The 18,240-nt window shown below is 68.8% G+C and carries 16 protein-coding genes, 1 tRNA gene and 1 pseudogene; 9 read left to right on the forward strand and 9 right to left on the reverse strand.

Going from position 1 to position 18,240, the window contains the following annotated elements; translation table 11 throughout:
* Nucleotides 1-3 precede the first annotated feature (3 nt).
* The 3 genes and pseudogenes from AB8P05_RS29780 to AB8P05_RS29790 form a co-directional block, all read right to left on the reverse strand.
* Nucleotides 4-1,385 (reverse strand): annotated as a pseudogene (locus tag AB8P05_RS29780) (sigma-54-dependent transcriptional regulator).
* On the reverse strand, nt 1,382-2,359 hold the full coding sequence (locus AB8P05_RS29785) for a sensor histidine kinase (RefSeq protein ID WP_472761993.1): 978 nt from the start codon (nt 2,357-2,359) through the stop codon (nt 1,382-1,384). Before AB8P05_RS29785 ends, AB8P05_RS29780 begins: the two are co-directional and overlap by 4 nt.
* Nucleotides 2,359-3,210 carry a cache domain-containing protein gene (locus tag AB8P05_RS29790; protein ID WP_472761994.1) on the reverse strand — a complete coding sequence of 284 codons (852 nt, stop codon included), beginning with the start codon at nt 3,208-3,210 and terminating at the stop codon, nt 2,359-2,361. The genes AB8P05_RS29785 and AB8P05_RS29790 overlap by 1 nt, the downstream gene beginning before the upstream one ends.
* Before the next feature lie 314 nt (nt 3,211-3,524).
* On the opposite strand from AB8P05_RS29790, the gene AB8P05_RS29795 reads away from it, so the two are divergent.
* The 3 genes from AB8P05_RS29795 (at nt 3,525) to AB8P05_RS29805 (ending at nt 6,425) form a co-directional block, all read left to right on the forward strand.
* Nucleotides 3,525-4,145 (forward strand): class I SAM-dependent methyltransferase, encoded by a 621-nt coding sequence (locus AB8P05_RS29795; protein ID WP_194914501.1) that lies wholly within the window; start codon nt 3,525-3,527, stop codon nt 4,143-4,145.
* A gap of 102 nt (nt 4,146-4,247) precedes the next feature.
* Nucleotides 4,248-5,087: a uroporphyrinogen-III synthase gene (locus tag AB8P05_RS29800; protein WP_472761995.1), complete on the forward strand. Its 840-nt coding sequence runs from the start codon at nt 4,248-4,250 to the stop codon at nt 5,085-5,087.
* Between the two features lie 222 nt (nt 5,088-5,309).
* Nucleotides 5,310-6,425, forward strand: coding sequence for a cytochrome-c peroxidase (locus AB8P05_RS29805; protein WP_472762009.1), 1,116 nt, complete (start codon nt 5,310-5,312; stop codon nt 6,423-6,425).
* A 14-nt stretch (nt 6,426-6,439) separates the two neighbouring features.
* Here AB8P05_RS29805 and AB8P05_RS29810 read toward each other — a convergent pair whose 3' ends face one another.
* From AB8P05_RS29810 to AB8P05_RS29825, 4 genes are all read right to left on the reverse strand, one after another.
* The gene (locus AB8P05_RS29810) at nt 6,440-6,610 is read right to left on the reverse strand and encodes a hypothetical protein (protein WP_472761996.1); all 171 of its coding nucleotides are present in this window, start codon (nt 6,608-6,610) and stop codon (nt 6,440-6,442) included.
* 202 nt (nt 6,611-6,812) lie between these two features.
* Nucleotides 6,813-7,370 (reverse strand): hypothetical protein, encoded by a 558-nt coding sequence (locus AB8P05_RS29815; RefSeq protein WP_455175755.1) that lies wholly within the window; start codon nt 7,368-7,370, stop codon nt 6,813-6,815.
* Nucleotides 7,371-7,573: 203 nt separating this feature from the next.
* Nucleotides 7,574-9,052: a cytochrome c oxidase accessory protein CcoG gene (ccoG, locus tag AB8P05_RS29820; RefSeq protein WP_472761997.1), complete on the reverse strand. Its 1,479-nt coding sequence runs from the start codon at nt 9,050-9,052 to the stop codon at nt 7,574-7,576.
* 242 nt (nt 9,053-9,294) lie between these two features.
* Nucleotides 9,295-9,720 carry a YqaA family protein gene (locus AB8P05_RS29825; RefSeq protein ID WP_472761998.1) on the reverse strand — a complete coding sequence of 142 codons (426 nt, stop codon included), beginning with the start codon at nt 9,718-9,720 and terminating at the stop codon, nt 9,295-9,297.
* A gap of 263 nt (nt 9,721-9,983) precedes the next feature.
* Here AB8P05_RS29825 and AB8P05_RS29830 point away from each other — a divergent pair, with 263 nt between their 5' ends.
* Complete coding sequence (locus AB8P05_RS29830; RefSeq protein WP_472761999.1) at nt 9,984-11,939, forward strand: PAS-domain containing protein; 1,956 nt, start codon at nt 9,984-9,986, stop codon at nt 11,937-11,939.
* A gap of 101 nt (nt 11,940-12,040) precedes the next feature.
* Here the strand turns inward: AB8P05_RS29830 and AB8P05_RS29835 are convergent.
* Together AB8P05_RS29835 and AB8P05_RS29840 are read right to left on the reverse strand one after the other, a co-directional pair.
* Nucleotides 12,041-12,126 (reverse strand) — tRNA-Tyr (locus AB8P05_RS29835).
* Nucleotides 12,127-12,283: 157 nt separating this feature from the next.
* Complete coding sequence (locus AB8P05_RS29840; RefSeq protein ID WP_472762000.1) at nt 12,284-13,156, reverse strand: hypothetical protein; 873 nt, start codon at nt 13,154-13,156, stop codon at nt 12,284-12,286.
* 484 nt (nt 13,157-13,640) lie between these two features.
* On the opposite strand from AB8P05_RS29840, the gene AB8P05_RS29845 reads away from it, so the two are divergent.
* The 5 genes from AB8P05_RS29845 to AB8P05_RS29865 all read left to right on the forward strand — a co-directional run bounded on the left by AB8P05_RS29845 (nt 13,641) and on the right by AB8P05_RS29865 (nt 18,221).
* A complete protein-coding gene (locus tag AB8P05_RS29845) occupies nt 13,641-14,123 on the forward strand; it encodes a hypothetical protein (RefSeq protein WP_472762001.1) in 483 nt (160 codons plus the stop codon).
* On the forward strand, nt 14,081-15,271 hold the full coding sequence (locus tag AB8P05_RS29850) for a Do family serine endopeptidase (protein WP_472762002.1): 1,191 nt from the start codon (nt 14,081-14,083) through the stop codon (nt 15,269-15,271). Before AB8P05_RS29845 ends, AB8P05_RS29850 begins: the two co-directional genes overlap by 43 nt.
* Nucleotides 15,272-15,386: 115 nt before the next feature.
* On the forward strand, nt 15,387-16,148 hold the full coding sequence (locus AB8P05_RS29855) for a glycosyltransferase family 2 protein (protein ID WP_455175749.1): 762 nt from the start codon (nt 15,387-15,389) through the stop codon (nt 16,146-16,148).
* A 49-nt stretch (nt 16,149-16,197) separates the two neighbouring features.
* Complete coding sequence (locus AB8P05_RS29860) at nt 16,198-16,533, forward strand: lipid-A-disaccharide synthase N-terminal domain-containing protein (RefSeq protein WP_149222695.1); 336 nt, start codon at nt 16,198-16,200, stop codon at nt 16,531-16,533.
* Nucleotides 16,530-18,221: an ArnT family glycosyltransferase gene (locus tag AB8P05_RS29865; RefSeq protein WP_472762003.1), complete on the forward strand. Its 1,692-nt coding sequence runs from the start codon at nt 16,530-16,532 to the stop codon at nt 18,219-18,221. Before AB8P05_RS29860 ends, AB8P05_RS29865 begins: the two co-directional genes overlap by 4 nt.
* Nucleotides 18,222-18,240: the final 19 nt, after the last annotated feature.

An 18,240-nucleotide genomic window follows, 5' to 3' on the forward strand; every position in this document is an offset into this window, starting at 1 on the left:
CGCTCACCCCCGCGGCAGGAACCGGCTGCGGTCCAGCCCGTGGCGGGCCATCTTTTCGTTCAGGGTGCGGCGGGGGATGTCCAGCAGGTCCATCACCGCCTTGATATCACCCTTGCAGCGCTCCAGCGCCTGTTCGATCGCGCGCCTTTCGAACGCATCGACCTGATCGGCGAGCGCGCGGGGGCTGCTGCGGCCTCGCCGCCGACCGGCCGGCGGCGCAGCAGCCCGGCGACGCCGCTCCGCCCGACCGACAGGACATGGCGTTCGGCAAGGTTGCGCAGCTCGCGGACATTGCCGGGCCAGTCATGGGCCAGCAGGGCGTCGAGGTCGGCCGGCTCCAGCAGGCGCGGCTCCCGGCCATGGCGGGTGGCGAACTCGGCGGCGAAATAGTCGAACAGCAGCGGGATGTCCTCCGCCCTGGCTCGCAGCGGCGGGATGTGCAGCTCCGCCACGTTCAGCCGGTAATAGAGGTCGGCGCGGAACCGCCCCTCCTCGCTGAGGTCCAGCAGGTCGATCTTGGTCGCCGCCACCAGCCGTAAATCGACCGGGACCTGCTTGTTGGAGCCCAGCCGTTCGATGGTGCGTTCCTGCAGGGCGCGCAGCAGCTTGACCTGGATGGCCATCGGCATGCTTTCGATCTCGTCCAGGAACAGGGTGCCGCCGCTGGAATGCTCCAGCTTGCCGGCGCGGCGCTGGGTGGCGCCGGTGAAGGCGCCGGGCTCGTGCCCGAACAGCTCGCTTTCCGCCATGCTGTCGGGGATGGCACCGCAATTGACGGCAACGAAGGCGCCTTTCCGCCCCCTGGCGCCGAAATCATGCAGGCAGCGGGCGACCAGCTCCTTGCCGGTGCCGGTTTCGCCGTGGATCAGCACGCTGGCGCTGGTGGCGGCGAGGTCCATCAGGTCGCGCCGCAGCTCGGCGATGGCGGGGGAGGTGCCGATCAGCCGCGTCTCGATCCCGCCGCCGCCCGCCCGGCGGCGCAGGCCGCGATTCTCCAGAACCAGCCGCCGCTTCTCCGCCGCGCGGCGGATGACGGCGACCAGATGGTCGGGCTCGAAGGGCTTTTCGATGAAGTCGTAGGCGCCGCGCCGCATCGCCTCCACCGCCAGCGCCACGTCGCCATGACCGGTCACCAGGATCACCGGCAGGTCGGCGTCGCGCTCCAGCGCCCGTTCCAGAACCGCCATGCCGTCCATGCGCGGCATCCGCACGTCGGTGACCAGCACGCCGGGGAAGTCGGGCGACAGCAGGTCCAGCGCCGGCTGCGGTGTTTCGAAGCCTTGCGCGGCGAAGCCGGCCAGCTGCAGCCATTGCGTCACCGACACGCGCATCGCCGGCTCGTCGTCGATGAACAGCACGGGGGTGGCGGCCGGATCGGTCTTCATCTCGCTCCTCGCTCCGCATCGGATGACTGGGCCTCCGGCAGCTGGACGATGAAGCAGGCGCCGCCGTCCGGATTGTTCTCCGCCCTCAATGTGCCGCCGAAGTCCCGCACGATGCCATAGGACAGCGACAGCCCCAGGCCAAGCCCCTGTCCGACCTCCTTGGTGGTAAAGAAGGGGTCGAACAGCTGGAACTGGTGCGCCTCGGCGATGCCGGTGCCGCTGTCGCGGATGCGGATCTCCCAGCCCTCCGCGTTGCGGGCGGCGGTCAGGGTCAGGCGCCGCTCGTCGCAGCCGTCCATGGCGTCGGCGGCGTTGCGCAGCAGGTTGACGAAGACCTGTTCCAGCCGCACCGCGTCGCCGCGCACGCGGGCGTCAGGCGGAATCGACTGCTCCACCCGCATCTCCTCCTCGCGCAGGCGGGGGGCGAGCAGGGCCAGTGCGCGCTCCATGGCGCGGGCGACCGGCACCGCTTCCACACGCGCCGGCCCCTTGCGGGCGAAGTCCTTCAAATGGCCGGACAGCACCGCCATCCGTTCCGCCAGATCGCCGATCATGGCGAGGTTGTCGCGGACCATCGCCGTCTCGCCCCGCTCCGCCAGCAGCCGGGTGGAGGCGACGAAGGTGCGGATGGCAGCCAGCGGCTGGTTGATCTCATGGGCCAGCGCCGCCGACATCTGGCCCAGCGCCGCCAGCTTGCCGGCCTGCACCAGCTCCTCCTGCGCCTCGCGCAGGACGCGGTTGGCGGTCAGCAGTTCGGCGGTGCGCTCCTCCACCCGGCGCTCCAGCGTCGCCCGCGCCTCCCGCTGCAGCCGCAGGGTCTGCCGCCGCTGCCAGCCCAGCGCCAGGGCGGCGGCCAGCAGCAGGAATCCCATTGCGGTCAGCACCGCCGCCCCGGCCGCCTGGGCCTTCACCGGCTCCAGATCGGACAGGAGGCGGATGGTCCAGCCGAACTCGGGCAGGGCAAGCTCCTGCATCAGATAGGCGCGCAGAGGGGCTGTCCGCCGCGGCCGGAAACCGGATCGGGCAGGCCGACCAGCCGGGCGCCGCCTTCGATCACCGGCCCGTCATGGAGGCCGAGCGGCATCACCTCGCTGCGGTCGTACTGGCGGGTCTGTGCCAGCCGCGCCTTCACCGCGTCGGGGAGCGGGCGCAACGCTTGGTATTTCCAGTCCGCATGGCTGGACAGGAAGACGATGCCGTTCTCGTCGGTCACCAGCACCCGCTCGCCGCCGGCGGCCCAGTCGCGCTGGAGCGGTTCCAGGTCGATCTTGACCACGGCGACGCCGATCAGCCGTTCGCCCAGGCGCACCGCATGCGACAGGAAATAGCCGGGCAGGCCGGTGGTGACGCCGATGCCGAAATAGCGCCCGCTGCCGGCCTCCACCGCCTGCCGGAAATAGGGGCGGAAGTCGTAGTTCTGGCCGACGAAACTCTGCGCCGGATCGGCCCAGTTGCTCGCCGCCAGCGCTAGCCCGCTGCGGTCCACCACATAGAGCGCCGCCGATCCGGCCGCCGCGTTCGCCGTCTCCAGCCGCCGGTTCACGGCGTCGCGCAAGGCGGCCGACGGTGAGTCCAGCAGGTCCAGCACCTCATGGTCGCGGGCGACCAGGAAGGGCAGATAGTCGTAACGGCCGACCGCGTTGCGGATGCTGCTGGCATAGAGCCCCAGCCGCTGGTCGCCGTTCAGGATCAGGGCCGACCGCGCATCGGCCTCCGCCCAGCGGTAGGCGCCCCAGCAGGCCAGCGCCGTGACCGCGGCCAGTGCCGCGACGAGGAGCGCCAGCCTGCGGCGCCGCAGCGGACGGGTGGAGACGATGTCGGCCATCCCCCGTCTATGGGACCGCAGGGGCGATGCTGTCCAGCGCCTTTTGCCTGCGGTGGTATGCACCGGGAGCGTCGAGAATCCCCAGAGAAACGGGCCGAACATCTTTGAATGAACGTTCAATCAAAAACAATGGGATCAGTCGACGAAATGGATAGGCCAAATGAATGGTGCGCCCGGTTGCGACATCGCGCCGCTTCTGTTGTTTGCGTCACTTTCATGAATCTGCAAAGCCGGCTATGGTGCGCCCCTGCCGGCTTGGGCTTGACCTTTGGACGGGACCCGGAATCGGGATCGAGAGAGGGGAAAACAGGATCATGGACGCCGACTCCATTCGCGCCGCCTACCGTCGCTATGCGGGATTCTACGACAAGGTGTTCGGGGTGCTTCTGGCGTCCGGCCGCCATGCGGCGGTGGAGTGGCTGAACCGCCGCGGGAACCTGCGGATCCTGGAGGTCGGTGTCGGCACCGGCCTGTCGCTGTCCGATTACCGCAAGGACAACCGCGTCGTCGGCATCGACCTGTCCACCGACATGCTGAAGGTCGCGCAGGAGCGGGTGGAGCGCGAGAAGCTCGACAATGTCGAAGGGCTGCTGGAGATGGACGCCGGCAAGCTGGCCTTCGCCGACGGCAGCTTCGACGTGGTGGTCGCCATGTATGTCATGACCGTCGTCCCCGACCCCCAGGGCACGATGGCGGAGCTGGAGCGCGTCTGCAAACCCGGTGGCGACATCGTGATCGTCAACCATTTCGCCGCCCCCCGCCCCGGTGTCCGCCGTGCCGTGGAGGGCTGGCTGTCGCCGCTGTCCAAGAAGCTGGGCTGGCGGCCCGACTTCACCCTGGACGCCATGATGACCGGATCGCGGCTGGCGGTGGAGAGCATCCGCACCCTGCCGCCCTTCGGGCTGTTCAGCCTGCTGCATTGCCGGCGGGGGTAGGGGCGCCGCCGGCAATCGGCGTGGCGGCCCAACCCGCGTGACCGCCCGCGCCGGCTCCTGTTAGTCTGTCGGTCATCACACAGGCGATCAGGGGGACGGGCCATGGCCGAGCAGGGCGGAGATCTGGCGGGAAAGCGGATTCTGGTGCCGGAAAGCCGGGATCTCGACCTGTTCGCCGGCATGATGGAACAGCATGGGGCCGAGACCATCCGCTGCCCGATGGTGAAGATCCTCGACCTCGACGACCCGGCGCCGGCCCGGGACTGGCTGGACCGGCTGCTGGCCGAAGGTTTCGACGACATCGTCCTGCTGACCGGCGAAGGGCTGCGGCGGCTGATGACGGTCGCCCGCGCCATGGAGCGCGAGGCCGAGGTGATCGCCGCCATCGGCCGGGCGCGCGTCTTCGTCCGCGGGCCGAAGCCGGTGAAGGCTCTGCGGGAGATCGGCTGCACCCCGTTCAAGTCCGCTCCCGCGCCGACCACCGACGGCGTCATCACCATGCTGTCGGAGGAGGATATGGCCGGCCGCCGCGTCGGCATCCAGCTCTACCCCGGCAACCCGAACGAGCCGCTGCTGGAGACGGTGCGGGCGCGCGGCGGCACGCCGGTGGCGGTCACGCCCTACCGCTACGCCGACGATTCCGAGACCGGGGCGGTGCAGAGCGCCATCCGCGACATGGCGGCCGGGCGGATCGACTTCGTCGCCTTCACCGCCTCGCCCCAGGTGCGGCGCCTGCATGAGGTGGCGGAGGCCTGCGGCCTTGCCGACGAGTTCCGCCAGGGCTTCGCCAGGACCCGGATCGCCGCCGTCGGCCCGGTGGTGGCCGAGGCGGTGGAGGCGGCCGGCGGCACCGTCGCCGTTTCCCCGGAATCGACTTTCCATATGAAGCCGCTGGTCAATGCCATCCGCCGCCTGCTGACCGAGGGGGCAGGGGTCCGATAGGCTTGGCGGGGAGGGGCGCGGGGCAGCGGGTCGAGCAGCGACCTTTCGCCCCACCCACCCTTTGCGCGGCTTTGTTGATAACAATTCTCACTCTCGCTTAACCTTTGACGCGCAGTGTTGGCGCCGGCCGTCGGGGCATTTTCCGCGGCCGGCCGTTGCCAGGAGCGTCGCCATGTCCGTCACCCCCTTCCCCTGCCTCGCCGCGCGCTCGCGCTGGTGCTTCTGTCGGCCGGACTGGCCGGGGGCGGGTCCGCCCTCGCGGCGGATCTGTCGACGAAGGAGAAGCTGGGGGAGGCGCTGTTTTCCGACCATAATCTGTCGGCCAACCGCACCCAGGCCTGTTCCGACTGCCACAATCCCGATTTCGGCTTCGCCGATCCGCGCACCGGCGGTGCCGGCGGGGCGGCATCCGTCGGCGACAACGGTAAGTCGGTCGGCGACCGCAACGCGCCGACGGCGGGCTATGCCGCCTTCACGCCCGCCTTCCACATCACCGCCGACGGCAAGGCGATCGGCGGACAGTTCTGGGACGGCCGCGCCGCGACCCTGAAGGATCAGGCCGGCGGCCCGCCGCTGAACCCGGCGGAGATGGGGCTGACCTCCAAGGAGCAGGCGCGCGACAGGTTGGCCGAGAACCCGGACTATGCCCGCGCCTTCGTGGCGCTCTATGGCACCGGCGTGCTGGACGATGCGGAGCGCGCCTATGACGCGATGAGCGACAGCCTCGCCGCCTTCGAGAAGACCGACCGCTTCGCGCCCTTCGATTCGAAATACGACCGCCATCTGCGCGGCGAATACAAGATGACGCCGGAGGAGGATCTGGGCATGACCCTGTTCTTCTCCACCCAGTTCACCAACTGCAACCAGTGCCACAAGCTGAAGCCGATGCCGGCCGCCGCCGGGGAGATGTTCACCAACTACGAACACCACAACATCGGCGTGCCGGCGAACCCGGCCCTGCGCGAAGCGTCGGGCAAGCCAGCGAGCTTCGCCGACCGCGGCCTGCGCGACAATCCCGCCGCGGCCAAGCCGGCGTTCGAGGGCAGGTTCAAGACACCCAGCCTGCGCAACGTCGCCGTGACCGGCCCCTACATGCACAACGGCGTCTTCAAGGATCTGGAAACGGTGGTCCGCTTCTATGACCACTACAACAACCGCACGGAAAAGGCGGCGATCAACCCGGAGACCGGCAAGCCCTGGGGCCCGCCCGAGGTGGCGGCGAACCTGTCCAGGAAGGAGCTGGAATCGGCCCCGGCGCTGGATACCCGCCGCGTCAAGGCGCTGGTGGCCTTCATGAAGACGCTGACCGACGCACGGTACGAGCATCTGCTGAAGTGAAGTGCGGCCCCCTTTCAGCCGCCGATGTCGATCCGGTAAAGCTCCAGATCCAGCAGTTCCATCGTCATCCGGCGGCGGCCGGCGGTCTTGCGGGCGCTCAGCTTGCGGGCCAGCGGCCGGCTGAGCCAGGCTGCGCGGGCGCGGTCGATCAGGGCGGTGCAGCGATGGGACAGGTTGGCGTTCATGGCTGGTCAGCTTTCTCGCACGGGATGTCGGGGTGGGCGGATTGATGCGCTGGCGGCAGGCTCCTGTGAGCGGTTGCAGTAAGAATGTCGCGGCACTGTGACAGTTTCTATCGCCCGAAGGTTTAGTCCATCGGCCATAGGGCAGGGTTTTCGCCCTTTTCTCCCCCATCTTCGACCAAAGAAGGAGGGGTGACGGAGGGAATCACATCACCACGCCGACCAGCCGCCGCAGCGCGTCGCGGGCCTCGCCGTCGAGAACGGGCAGTCCGCCGCGGGCGTCCAGCATGTAGGCGCCCGGATCGGACAGGGTGCGCATGGCGAATCCGGCCACGGTCGGCGGTTCGGTGCTGAGCGGCTGCGACTCGTAGACGGGAGTGAAGCTGCAGCCGGCAAGCAGCGCGCGGATCATCAGCGCCTCGTCGGAGGTGGCACCGGCCGCCGGGGTGTTGATGCCGAACAGCAGCCGTTCCGCCTCGGCCTCCGTCACCAGTCCGCGCTCCAGCAGGATGTCGACCATGGCGGAACTGGTCATCACCGGTGCGGCACGCCCCTTCCAGCAGAAGCGGCCGTCGTCCCAGCCGACGTCGAGGCTGCGGAAGATCATGTGCGGTTCGCCGCCGCCGGGCGCGCCGGCGACGATGTAATTGACCCGCAGCAGGCCGTTCCACGCACCCGCCGGGGCGACGATGCTGGAAACGCCGCCCCGGGTCAGGCGCAGGTAGGTGTCGTTGATGCCCGACGGTTCAAAATCGAAAAGCATGGCCTGTTCACCTCGCTGCCGGCCGGCGGGCCCGGTTTTCCGATTGCCCAGCCTTCGTTCCGGGAGTCAGGTGAGTGGCGGTCCGGCCTGCGCAAACTGCCCATGCGGATGGCCTCCCTTTGCGCAGAAATGCGAAAGGCGGTAGGCCGATCTGCCGGCCACCGCCTTTCGACTCCGCGCCAACGGAGGGTTCCGGGTGAGGCCTACTGGTTGGCCGGCCCCAGGAACACGCTGTCGCGGCTGTTCTTTTCGGCGGTCACGGTGTCCGCCAGCTGGAAGGTCAGCGGCAACGAGGCGGCGGTGACCTCCCCGTGGGGGGCCGTCACATAGACGCGGTAGGTGGCGACGCTGTCCGCCCCCGCCGATATGGTGGCGGTGTGGGCGGCGCCCTCCTCCTCCGCCTCGCCGATCACCTTGATGTCGGCATTGGACAGGCCGGCGACGCTCAGCGTGTAGGAGCGGTTCTGGCGGGTCTTGTTGGCGACCTTGAAGGTGTAGGCGTTGCGGATCGACCCGTCCGACAGCGTCACGAACAGCGGCGCGCGGTCGCGCAGGACGGTGATGTTCAGGCTGGGGCGCAGCGCGAAGCTCCAGGCCATGGCGCCGCCGATGACCAGCATCAGCAGGGCATAGACGATCACGCGCGGACGGATCAGGTGCCATTCATAGGTCTTGCCCGACGCGCGGGTGTCCTGGGCCGCCAGCGAATCGAAGGCGATCAGGCGGGTGGGCAGGCCCTGCTGGATCATGATGGTGTCGCAGGCATCCACGCACAGGCCGCAGTTGATGCAGTCCGACTGCTCGCCGGTGCGCACGTCGATCCCCATCGGGCAGACCTGGACGCACTGGCCGCAGTCGATGCAGTCGCCGAAGCCCTGGGCGCGCCGCTCGTCCCAGTTCTGCGACTTGCGCTTCGGGCCGCGGTTGTCGCCGCGGTCGGCCTGATAGGTGACGACCAGCGAATGCTCGTCCAGCATCGCGGACTGGATGCGCGGCCACGGGCACATGTACATGCACATCTGCTCGCGCGTCCAACCGGCCATCACGTAGGTCATGCCGACGAAGATGGCGAAGAAGGAGGTCGCCTCGTAGCTGGCCTGGAAGGTCGCCAGATCGTGCAGCAGGGCCGGGGCATCAGTGAAATAGGCGAGAAATCCGAATCCGGTGACGAGGCTGAGCGCCATCCAGCCGGCATGCTTGCCCGCCTTGCGCAGGATCTTGCGCGTGGTCCAGGGCTGCTTTTCCATGCGGATGCGTTCCGCCCGGTCGCCTTCGAAGACGCGCTCGATCCAGACGAACAGGTCGGTCCACACCGTGTGCGGACAGGCGAAGCCGCACCAGACGCGCCCGGCCAGCGCCGTCGCCAGGAACAGGCCCAGCGCCGCCACGATCAGGATGCCGGTGAGGTAATAGATTTCCTGCGGCCAGATCTCGATCCAGAACAGGAAGAATCGCGGCGTCGTCAGGTCGAACAGCACCGCCTGGGCCGGGGCGTCGGGCCCGCGTTCCCAGCGGATCCAGGGCGCGATGAAGAACAGCACCAGAAGAACGGAGAAGGTCGCGGTTTTCAGGCGGCGATAGAGCCCCTTGACCGATTTCGGGTGAATCGTCTTATGGCTTTCGTACAGCGGAACCTTGGCTGGTTGGGCTGATCCCTGCTGAACGATGCTTCCGTCTGGCATGTCGCTGCGCCTGATTTCCGGTTCCACGTTGGCGCGGAGCATAGTCGACCACCAGTGCGGCGCGTTTGACCTCTGTCAAACTGCACCGATATTTTGAAAAGCCCCTGCTTTCCCGAGGCTTTCCGCCGGTTCGAGGGATCCGCGGTCCAGGTCCCGTTAATACTGTGGGCGCACTGCCGGGGACAAGCCCATTATTGTGTCGGGTAGCTCAGCATCACGGATATTCCTTGGACTATACTGATCTATATCGCAACTATCAGCAGCGCGTACCGTCCAAGCTTGCCCACCGTGACCAGCAGCAGGAACAGGCGCAGGTCGACGCGCAGGATGCCCGCGACCAGGGTCAGCGGATCGCCGATGAAGGGCATCCAGGCCAGCAGGAGCGACCAGACGCCGAAGCGCTGATACCATCCGGTGGCCCGTTCCACCAGACGGCGCGGCACCGGGAACCAGCGGCGGTCCTGGAAATGCATCAGATAGCGGCCGAGCGCCCAGTTGACCGCCGACCCCGCCACGTTCCCGACGGTGGCCACCAGAATCAGAAGGCCGGCGTTATAGTTGCCCGATGCGTGCAGCCCGGCCAGGAGAAGCTCCGACTGGGCGGGAAAAATCGTCGCGGCCGCCAGCGCCACAAGGAACAGGCTGCCATAGGCCGCGACGTCCGACATCGTGCAAATCCTTTCACGGCCAACGGTTTGCCTGCTACGCTTCGCTGTCTGGCGCAGGATTAGGCGTTGGGCCGGCGTAAAATCAAGGGTTCGCCGGCGGCGTCCGGCGGGTGCGGTCGTGCGATGGTCCTTGCCCGTCAACCGTCAAGGGACAAGAATGGGACTGCGATCCGCGCCGCGTGTCCGGCCGGCAGGTTCTACCCGCCGGCTCCTGCGGCTGGCATCGGATGCAGGCCCGACTGGCGGTGGGAGTAAGCACGCGCATGGGGGAAACCGGGTTCGCCCGCTTCGACGCCGACGAACGTCTGGTCTGGGCCAATGCCGCCTTCGCGGCCCGGTTCGTCGTGCCTGCCGCCGGAGCGTCCGAGGCGACGCCCGGCGCACCCTCCGATCCTACGGCCTGCGATCCCACGCCCTGCGAGCCCAAGCCCGCTGCGACGCTCGACCGGCTGTTCGCCGGCCTTCTCGGGCCGTCCGCCATTGCCGACCTGCGCCGCGGCCATGCGGTGAGGCAGGTATTCCCCGACGGAAGCGCGGTCACGCTGGCGTTGGGGGCGGGTGACGCGGGCGAAAGCCTGCTGACGGCCATCGAAGCCGCCGGCCCGGCAGAGGTGGCGTCGGAGCGGGAGCCATGGGCCAGAACCAGCCTGGTCCTCGACTGCCTCAGTCAGGGCGTGATGGCCTTCGACCGCGACCTGCGGCTGGTGGCGTGGAACCGGCGCGTTCTGGAACTGCTCTACATCGATCCGGAATTCCCGCGCTACGCCCAGCCCTACGAGACCGTGGTGCGCCACATCGCGGAACAGGGCGGCTACGGCCGCGGCGACGTGGACGACCTTGTGGCGCAGCGGCTGGACTATATCCGCAATGCATCGTGGCCCTTCTACAATGAACGTGTGCGGCCCGACGGCGTGGTCATCGAAACGGTGACCCTGCCGCTGCCGGACGGCGGCTTCGTCACCACCTACACCGACATCACCCAGCGCAAGCAGGCCGAGCGGGAACTGGCCGCCAGCCGCGAGCTGTTCGAACTGGCGATCCGCGCCGCGCGGGAGGGCATCTCGCAATGGGACCTGCGCACGGGCGAGGTGTGGTTCTCCCCGCAATGGTGGGGCTTGCTGGGCTATGGCGAGGCGGAGATGGAGAACAGCCGCCGCCGCTGGGAGGAGCTGATCCACGCCGACGACCGCGCCGCCGCGCTGGAGATGGTGGAGGAACTGGCCTCCGGACGGCGGTCCGAAAGCCGGCTGCTGCAGCGCTTCCGCCACCGGTCGGGCATGACGGTCTTCCTGGAGACCCGCGCCCTGGCCGTGGCGGGCGGTGAAGGCCGGGCCTTCCGCATCGTCGGCTCCCACACCGACGTGACCGAGAGCGTGCGCGCCGCCGAAGCGGTCCGCGCCGCCAAGGAAGAGGCCGAACGCGCCCTCCAGGATTTGAAGGAGGCGCAGGTCCAGCTGATCCAGGCGGAGAAGATGGCGGCGCTCGGTTCCCTCGTGGCCGGCGTGACGCACGAGATCAACACGCCGGTCGGTATCGCCCTGACCGGCGCTTCGCTGCTGGCGGAAAAGACGCGGAGCCTGCGCCGCCTGTTCGAAGCCGGCTCCCTGCGGCGCGGCGACTTCGCCGACTACATCGACATCGCCGACGAGGCGACGCAGCTGATGCTGTTGAACATCGAGCGGGCCACCCGCCTGATCCAGAGCTTCAAGCAGATCGCCGTCGATCAGGCCAGCGAGGAACGCCGCGTCTTCGAGCTGAACCACTATATCCACGAGGTTCTGCGCAGCCTGGGGATGCGCATCCGCCGCAGCGGGCATGCCGTCGTCGTCCATTGCCCGGAAGACCTGCTGCTGGACAGCTATCCCGGCGTCATTAGCCAGATCCTGACCAACTTCGTCATCAATTCCATCCTGCACGGCTACGATCCCGGCGTGCGCGGCCGGCTGACCGTGACGGTCACGCTGTCGGACGGGGAGGTGGAACTGGTCTATGCCGACGACGGCCGCGGCATCCCGGCTGATTTGCATGGCCGGGTGTTCGAGCCCTTCTTCACCACCAGCCGCGACCGCGGCGGCAGCGGCCTGGGGCTGAACATCGTCTACACGCTGGTCACCCGCAGTCTGCGCGGCCGGCTGCGGCTGGACAGCGCGCCGGGGGCGGGAACCGCCTTCACGCTGCGCTTCCCGCGCGTCACGCCGACGGACCCGTTGCCGCTGTAGCGGCGCCGGCCGGATCTTTGAAAATTTTCGGGAGCTGATCGCCGCATCGCCGGGAGACATCGCCGGGATGGGGCGGTCTGCTGCGGCGAAATCCTGTGCGATGGTGGAAGGGGCTGGATTCGAACCAGCGTACGCGTACGCGGGCAGATTTACAGTCTGCTGCCTTTAACCACTCGGCCACCCTTCCATCGGGGCGCAGAGGATTAGCCTTTCGATCGGGTGGCCGTCAAGCCCCTTTTCGCGGATTTTCGCACCAACAAAAAACCTCCGCCCCGGGGACGGGACGGAGGTTTTTGAAAGACGGTCCTGAAAAAGGGCGTGGCGTCCCGTTTTTCAAAATCCGCTCAGTTCGGGCGGCGCGATGCCCGGTGCGCGGGGATCGGGATCGGGCGGATCGCCTGCTCCTCGCGACGGCTGGCCGACATGTCGATCTCCACGCGGGCCAGAGCCTTGCGCAGTTCATGCACGCTGTCGGACAGCGCCTGGATGGTCCCCTCGCTCGGCTGCTGGCGCCAGCCGCGATAGGCGGAGATGCAGGCCTTGGCGGTATCGCGCAGGCGGCCTTCGACCGCATCCACCGGCGGGGTCGGCTGCCCGGCCGTCCGCGGGGCGTCCGCCGCCGGAGCCGCTGCGGCCGGAGCCGGAGCTGCGGGGGCGGGAGCCACCGGGGCCGGCGCGGGTTCCTGACGGTTCAGGCGCAGCGTTTCGGTCGGAGCCGGTGCCGCAGGGGCGGGGGAGGCTGCGGGAGTCTCCGCCGGGGTCTGATCGGCCGCCGGTTCCGTCCGCGGAGTGCGGGTCAGCGTGCCGCGGACCGTGCGGCCGGCCCGGCGCGGTTCCGCGGGAGCCTCGGCCTCCGCCGGAGCGGCAGGAGCGGGTTCGGCCGCCGGGGAGGCGGGAGCCGCGGTCACCGGTGCGGACGTCTCCGCTGCCGGTGCGGCCGGCTGGTTGTCGTCCGCCTGCACATCGCCCTGGCCGGCATTTTCCTGGCCGGCGTCCCCTTGCCCCTCGTCACCGTGAGCGGCATCGCCCTGGCCGCTCGCGGCCTCCGCCTTCTTGATGATGTAGGAGATGGCGCTGGGGGTGCATTCGAATTCGCGCGCGATGGCCGAAAGCGTTGCGCCGCTGCGGTAACGTTCAAGAATTTGGGGCCACGCCGATTGCGGAATGCGGCCACGCTTCTTGGGAGACTCCGGTTCGCTCCCGGTTTCTGCGTTCATTATATCGCTCGGTTGCCAAAGTGAATTTTCAGTCATTCGTCAGCATGTCCACCCGAACCGCACGCTTCCGACGCGTGACCACGCGGGCGCGTGCGTCGGCAGCATCGGGGCTTCACGCTGGCGGGCGATGTTTTCGGTATGGATGACTATCGGAAACTCTTCTCAAAAATGCCAGCATAACTTTGCACGGAATCGTGATTTTGTGTCCGGCGTCACAACGGCTCACGATGCTTGGTGGTTACCGGGACCCGATGGATGCCGGCGCATTTTTAAAAAGCCCGGTTGCAGGGAAAGACCGCGGAGCCGAAACCACTGGTGGCGGCGTCTTTTGAAAACTGCGATGGACCCCGGACGGGGGTGCCGTGTTTCAACTTCAGGAACTCCCCTGAACGGGGCGTTCCGACCGTCACCGGGGCCGTCGGCTCGGAGGGCGGTGGCCGTTGGTTCCAAGCGTTTCGCCCCACCGATTTTGCGGAGACCGTCCATGCCGCATGCGTCCGTTCCGCGTTCGTCCCGTCCCTCCCGCCGCTTTCCGGCCGCGGCGCTGTGCGCGCTGCTGGCCGGCGCCGTCCTGTCGCCGGCGCTTCCCGCGGACCCGGCCGCCGCGCAGGAGGCTCCCGCCGCGAACGCCGTCACTGCCACGCCCAACGCCAGCCGCACCTACGCGCCGCCGTCCTTCCGCGACCTTGCCCGGACGCAGGTCGACACCGTGGTCAACATCTCCAGCACCCAGGCGCCGCAGGCTTCCGGCGGCGGCCGCCTGCCGGAAGGAATGGACGTGCCCCCCGGTTCGCCGCTGGAGGAGTTCTTCCGCGAATTCCGCAACCGCCAGCGCGGCGGCCAGCCCAACGGCGCACCGGAAAGCGGCCCCAATGGCGGCGGTCCCAATGGCGGACCGGGGGCGGACCGGGCGGCCTGCCCAGCATGGCGCTGGGGTCCGGCTTCATCATCGACCCCGCCGGGCTGATCGTCACCAACCACCATGTCGTCGCCGACGCGGCGGAAATCTCCGTCACCCTGCATGACGGCAGGAGGCTGCCGGCGAAGATGGTGGGGTCCGATGCGCCGACCGACCTGGCGCTTTTGAAGGTCGAGAGCGACAAGCCGCTGGCCGCCGCCCATTGGGGCGACAGCGAGACGGTGGAGGTCGGCGACTGGGTGGTCGCCATCGGCAACCCGTTCGGGCTCGGCGGGTCGGTGACCGCCGGCATCCTGTCGGCCCGCGCCCGCGACATCCAGCAGGGCCCCTATGACGAGTATCTGCAGACCGACGCCGCCATCAACCGCGGCAATTCCGGCGGTCCGCTCTATGACGCCAACGGCGCCGTGATTGGCATCAACACCGCGATCTATTCGCCAACCGGCGGCTCGGTGGGCATCGGTTTCGCCATCCCGTCCTCGCTCGCCAAGCCGATCATCGACCAGCTGAAGGATGGCGGCAAGGTGAGGCGCGGTTGGCTGGGCGTGCAGGTGCAGCGGGTGACGCCGGACATCGCCGAAAGCCTGGGCATGGACGGCACCGGCGGCGCACTGGTCACCAGCGTGTCGCCCGATAGCCCGGCCGCTTCGGCCGGCATACGCCAGGGCGACGTCATCACCGCCTTCAACGGCAAGCCGCTGGAGCAGATGCGCGAGCTGCCCCGCCTGGTGGCCACGACCGGGATCGGCCGCGACGTGCCGCTGACCGTGCTGCGCGGCGGAAAGCAGGAATCGGTGCAGGTCACTCTCGGCGAACTGCGCAACGAGCCGCAGCAGCTGGCGATGTCCGGGTCGAGCGGCGCCCCCCGCTCCGCCCAGCCGGAGGAGAGCCGGTCGGCGCTCGGCCTCAAGCTCGCCCCCCTCACCCCCGGCCTGCGCGAGACCTTCTCCATCGCCGAGGATGTCGACGGGGTGGTGGTGACGGAGGTGGAGGGCGACAGCGTCGCGTCCCAGCGCGGGCTCGACCTGGGCGACGTCATCGTCGAGGCGGGTCAGGAGCCGGTGGCGACCCCTGCCGACCTGGAAAGCCGCATCGCCAAGGCCAAGGAACAGGGACGCAAGACCCTGCTGATGCTGGTCAGCCGCGGCGGCGACCTGCGCTATGTCCCGCTTCCGCTGGACGGCAACAAGGGGTAATCCGGACCAATCCACGGGTGATGAGACCGGAGCGGGGATCTGCCCCGCTTCCGGTCTCATCCTTTTCCGCTACCGTTCGCCGCGCCGCGAGAGTAATTTGCGGCCCGTTTGGCGAATGGGATGGCAAACCGTGAGCATTTATCCGGAGAGCGGCCAGCCGGTGCGGCTGTCGGTCGTTGTCCCCGTCTTCAACGAGGCCGACAACGTGCTGCCGCTGCTCGAAGAGATCGAGCGGGCGCTGGCGCCGGTCGGCGGCTTCGAGATCATCTTCGTCGACGACCAGTCCGACGACGACACCCAGGCGCGGTTGGCCCCGGCGGTTGAGGCCGGCCGGCTGCGCGTGCTGCGCCATGTCCGCCGCTCCGGCCAGAGCGCTGCGGTGCGCAGCGGCGTCAAGGCGGCGCGCGGGGAGTTCGTCGTCACCCTCGACGGCGACGGGCAGAACGACCCGGCCGACATTCCGGCGCTCTTCGCCCTGGTGTCGACGGGGGAGGCCGGCGCCCCGGTGCTGGTCGGCGGCCTGCGCAAAAAGCGGCAGGACACGCTGTCCAAGCGCTGGGCCTCGAAATTCGCCAATGCCGTCCGCCAGTCCTTCCTGCAGGACGGCTGCACCGACAGCGGCTGCGGCCTGAAGCTGTTCCGCCGCGACGCCTTCCTCGACCTGCCCTTCTTCGGGGCGATGCACCGCTTCCTGCCGGCCCTGTTCCGCGCCCACGGCCATCCGGTGGCTTATGTGCCGGTGAACCATCGCCCGCGCGAACGCGGCGTGTCAAAATACAACAATTGGCGGCGCGGGCTGATCGGCGTGGTCGATCTGCTGGGCGTCTATTGGCTGAAGCGGCGGACGAAGCTGTCGCCGGTGTCCGAACGCCTCTGACCGACCCTCGCTTGCGACCACAAGACCCTTTCGGGACAGGATTTCTACGATGCTAGAGCGCGCTGCGGCCTGGTTCCACGAGCAGAGCACAACCGACCTGATCTGGGTCGGGATCGGCTTCTTCGCCCAGCTGATGTTCACCATGCGCTTCATCGTGCAGTGGATCGCCAGCGAAAAGGCGCGGCGCAGCGTGGTGCCGGAGCTGTTCTGGTACTTCTCGCTGGGCGGCGGCGTGATGCTGTTCGCCTATGCCTTCTACCGCTTCGACCCGGTCTTCATGCTGGGGCAGGGGATGGGTCTGGTGATCTATGCCCGCAACGTCTATTTCGTCTGGACCCACAAGAAGTCGCTGGCCTCCGGCGATGCGGTGCCGAGCAAATCGTGACCGCATCAACCCCGCCGCGCGCCGCCCTGCCGGTCTGGGCCTATGCGCTGCTGGCGCTGATCGCCGCAGCACTTTTCCTGCCGGGCTTCACCGTGCTGCCGCCCTTCGACCGGGACGAGGCGCGCTTTGCGCAGGCGTCGTCCCAGATGCTGGACAGCGGCAACTTCGTCGACATCCGCTTCCAGGACGAGACGCGCTACAAGAAGCCGGTCGGCATCTATTGGCTGCAGACCGCGGCGACCGCGGTTGCGGAGACGGTGCGCGGCGTTCCCGTGGGCAGCGAAAAGCTGATCTGGACCTACCGCATCCCGTCCTTCCTGGGCGCCATCCTGGCCGTGCTGTGCAGCGCCTGGACGGCGGCGCGGCTGTTCGGCGGTCCGGCCGGCTTCATCGCCGGGCTGATGATGGCCTCCTGCGTCGTGCTTGGGGTAGAGGCGCGGATGGCCAAGACCGACGCCGTCCTGCTCGCCACCGTGGTGATCGGGCAGGCGGTGCTGGCCCATCTGTACCTCACCCGCCGCGCTCCGGCGCCCGCCGGGCGGGCCGCCTGGACCGCGCCGTTGCTGTTCTGGATCGCCGCCGGCGTCGGCGTGCTGGTCAAGGGACCGATGGTCCTGCTGGTGTCCGGCAGCACGGCGCTGGTCCTGGCCCTGTGGGACCGCGAGGCCGGCTGGCTGAAGCGGCTGAAGCCGCTGGCCGGGCTCGGCATCGTCGCCGCCATCGCCGCCCCCTGGCTGATCGCCATCGCCATCAAGAGCAAGGGCGCCTTCTTCGCCGAATCCGTCGGCCACGACATGCTGGGCAAGGTGTCCGGCGGGCAGGAGGGCAAGGGCCTGCCGCCGGGCTATTACCTCGGCACCTTCTGGGTCACCTTCGGCCCCTGGTCGGTCCTGGCCCTGCTGGCGGTTCCCTGGACCTGGGCGCGCCGCCGGCTGGACGCCGTGCGCTTCTGCATCGCCTGGATCGTCCCGAGCTGGCTGGTGTTCGAGGCGGTGCCGACCAAGCTGCTGCATTACACGCTGCCGGTATTCCCGGCCATCGCCGCCCTGGCCGCGGCGGCCCTGCTCGACAATTTCGACCGCAGCCGCGAACGGCCGCGCCGCTGGCTGACGGCCGTCGCCGTGGCCCTCGGCGTTATCGGCTTCGGGGCGCTGACCCTGGCGGTCGCGGTGATCCCCTGGCTGGTCGGCCAGCGGATCGATCCGGTCGCGGTGTCGCTGGTCCCGGCGGTGGGCGGGCTCTTTGCGCTCGCCCTGCATCTGCTGCTCGGTGGTAAGCGGCAGACGGGTCTCGCCGCCGGCGTAGGCGCTGCGGCCCTGCTCTATGCCGGGACCTACGCCGCGGTGCTGCCGAACATCGACGGCGTCTGGGTCAGCCGGCAGGCCGCCCACGCGGTCGCCCAGGTCCGGCCCTGCGCGGACAGCGTCGTCGCCTCCGCCGGCTATTCGGAGCCGAGCCTCGTCTTCCTGCTGGGCACGCCGACCAGATTGGTCTACGGCGCCGGTGCGGCGGAGCATCTGCTGTCCGACCGCGCCTGCGCTCTGGCCCTGGTGGAGGACCGCGAGGCGGCCGCCTTCCTCGACAGCCTGGGCACGGCCGCGCCGCTGCCTTTGGCTGAATTGGCGGGATTCAACTACAACACCGGCAAGCGCCTGCACCTCACGCTCTACCGACTGCCTGCATCGTAAGGGCAGGGGGAATTCCCCG

The sequence above is a fragment of the Azospirillum sp. VT-I1 genome (genome assembly GCF_055698305.1).

Bases quoted from the DNA above. Each gene is read 5' to 3' on its own strand.
- AB8P05_RS29785 (WP_472761993.1), bottom strand. From the start codon at position 2,359: ATGCAGGAGCTTGCCCTGCCCGAGTTCGGCTGGACCATCCGCCTCCTG.
- AB8P05_RS29790 (WP_472761994.1), bottom strand. From the start codon at position 3,210: ATGGCCGACATCGTCTCCACCCGTCCGCTGCGGCGCCGCAGGCTGGCG.
- AB8P05_RS29795 (WP_194914501.1), top strand. From the start codon at position 3,525: ATGGACGCCGACTCCATTCGCGCCGCCTACCGTCGCTATGCGGGATTC.
- AB8P05_RS29800 (WP_472761995.1), top strand. From the start codon at position 4,248: ATGGCCGAGCAGGGCGGAGATCTGGCGGGAAAGCGGATTCTGGTGCCG.
- AB8P05_RS29810 (WP_472761996.1), bottom strand. From the start codon at position 6,610: ATGAACGCCAACCTGTCCCATCGCTGCACCGCCCTGATCGACCGCGCC.
- AB8P05_RS29815 (WP_455175755.1), bottom strand. From the start codon at position 7,370: ATGCTTTTCGATTTTGAACCGTCGGGCATCAACGACACCTACCTGCGC.
- ccoG (WP_472761997.1), bottom strand. From the start codon at position 9,052: ATGCCAGACGGAAGCATCGTTCAGCAGGGATCAGCCCAACCAGCCAAG.
- AB8P05_RS29825 (WP_472761998.1), bottom strand. From the start codon at position 9,720: ATGTCGGACGTCGCGGCCTATGGCAGCCTGTTCCTTGTGGCGCTGGCG.
- AB8P05_RS29830 (WP_472761999.1), top strand. From the start codon at position 9,984: ATGGGGGAAACCGGGTTCGCCCGCTTCGACGCCGACGAACGTCTGGTC.
- AB8P05_RS29840 (WP_472762000.1), bottom strand. From the start codon at position 13,156: ATGAACGCAGAAACCGGGAGCGAACCGGAGTCTCCCAAGAAGCGTGGC.
- AB8P05_RS29845 (WP_472762001.1), top strand. From the start codon at position 13,641: ATGCCGCATGCGTCCGTTCCGCGTTCGTCCCGTCCCTCCCGCCGCTTT.
- AB8P05_RS29850 (WP_472762002.1), top strand. From the start codon at position 14,081: ATGGCGCTGGGGTCCGGCTTCATCATCGACCCCGCCGGGCTGATCGTC.
- AB8P05_RS29855 (WP_455175749.1), top strand. From the start codon at position 15,387: ATGGGATGGCAAACCGTGAGCATTTATCCGGAGAGCGGCCAGCCGGTG.
- AB8P05_RS29860 (WP_149222695.1), top strand. From the start codon at position 16,198: ATGCTAGAGCGCGCTGCGGCCTGGTTCCACGAGCAGAGCACAACCGAC.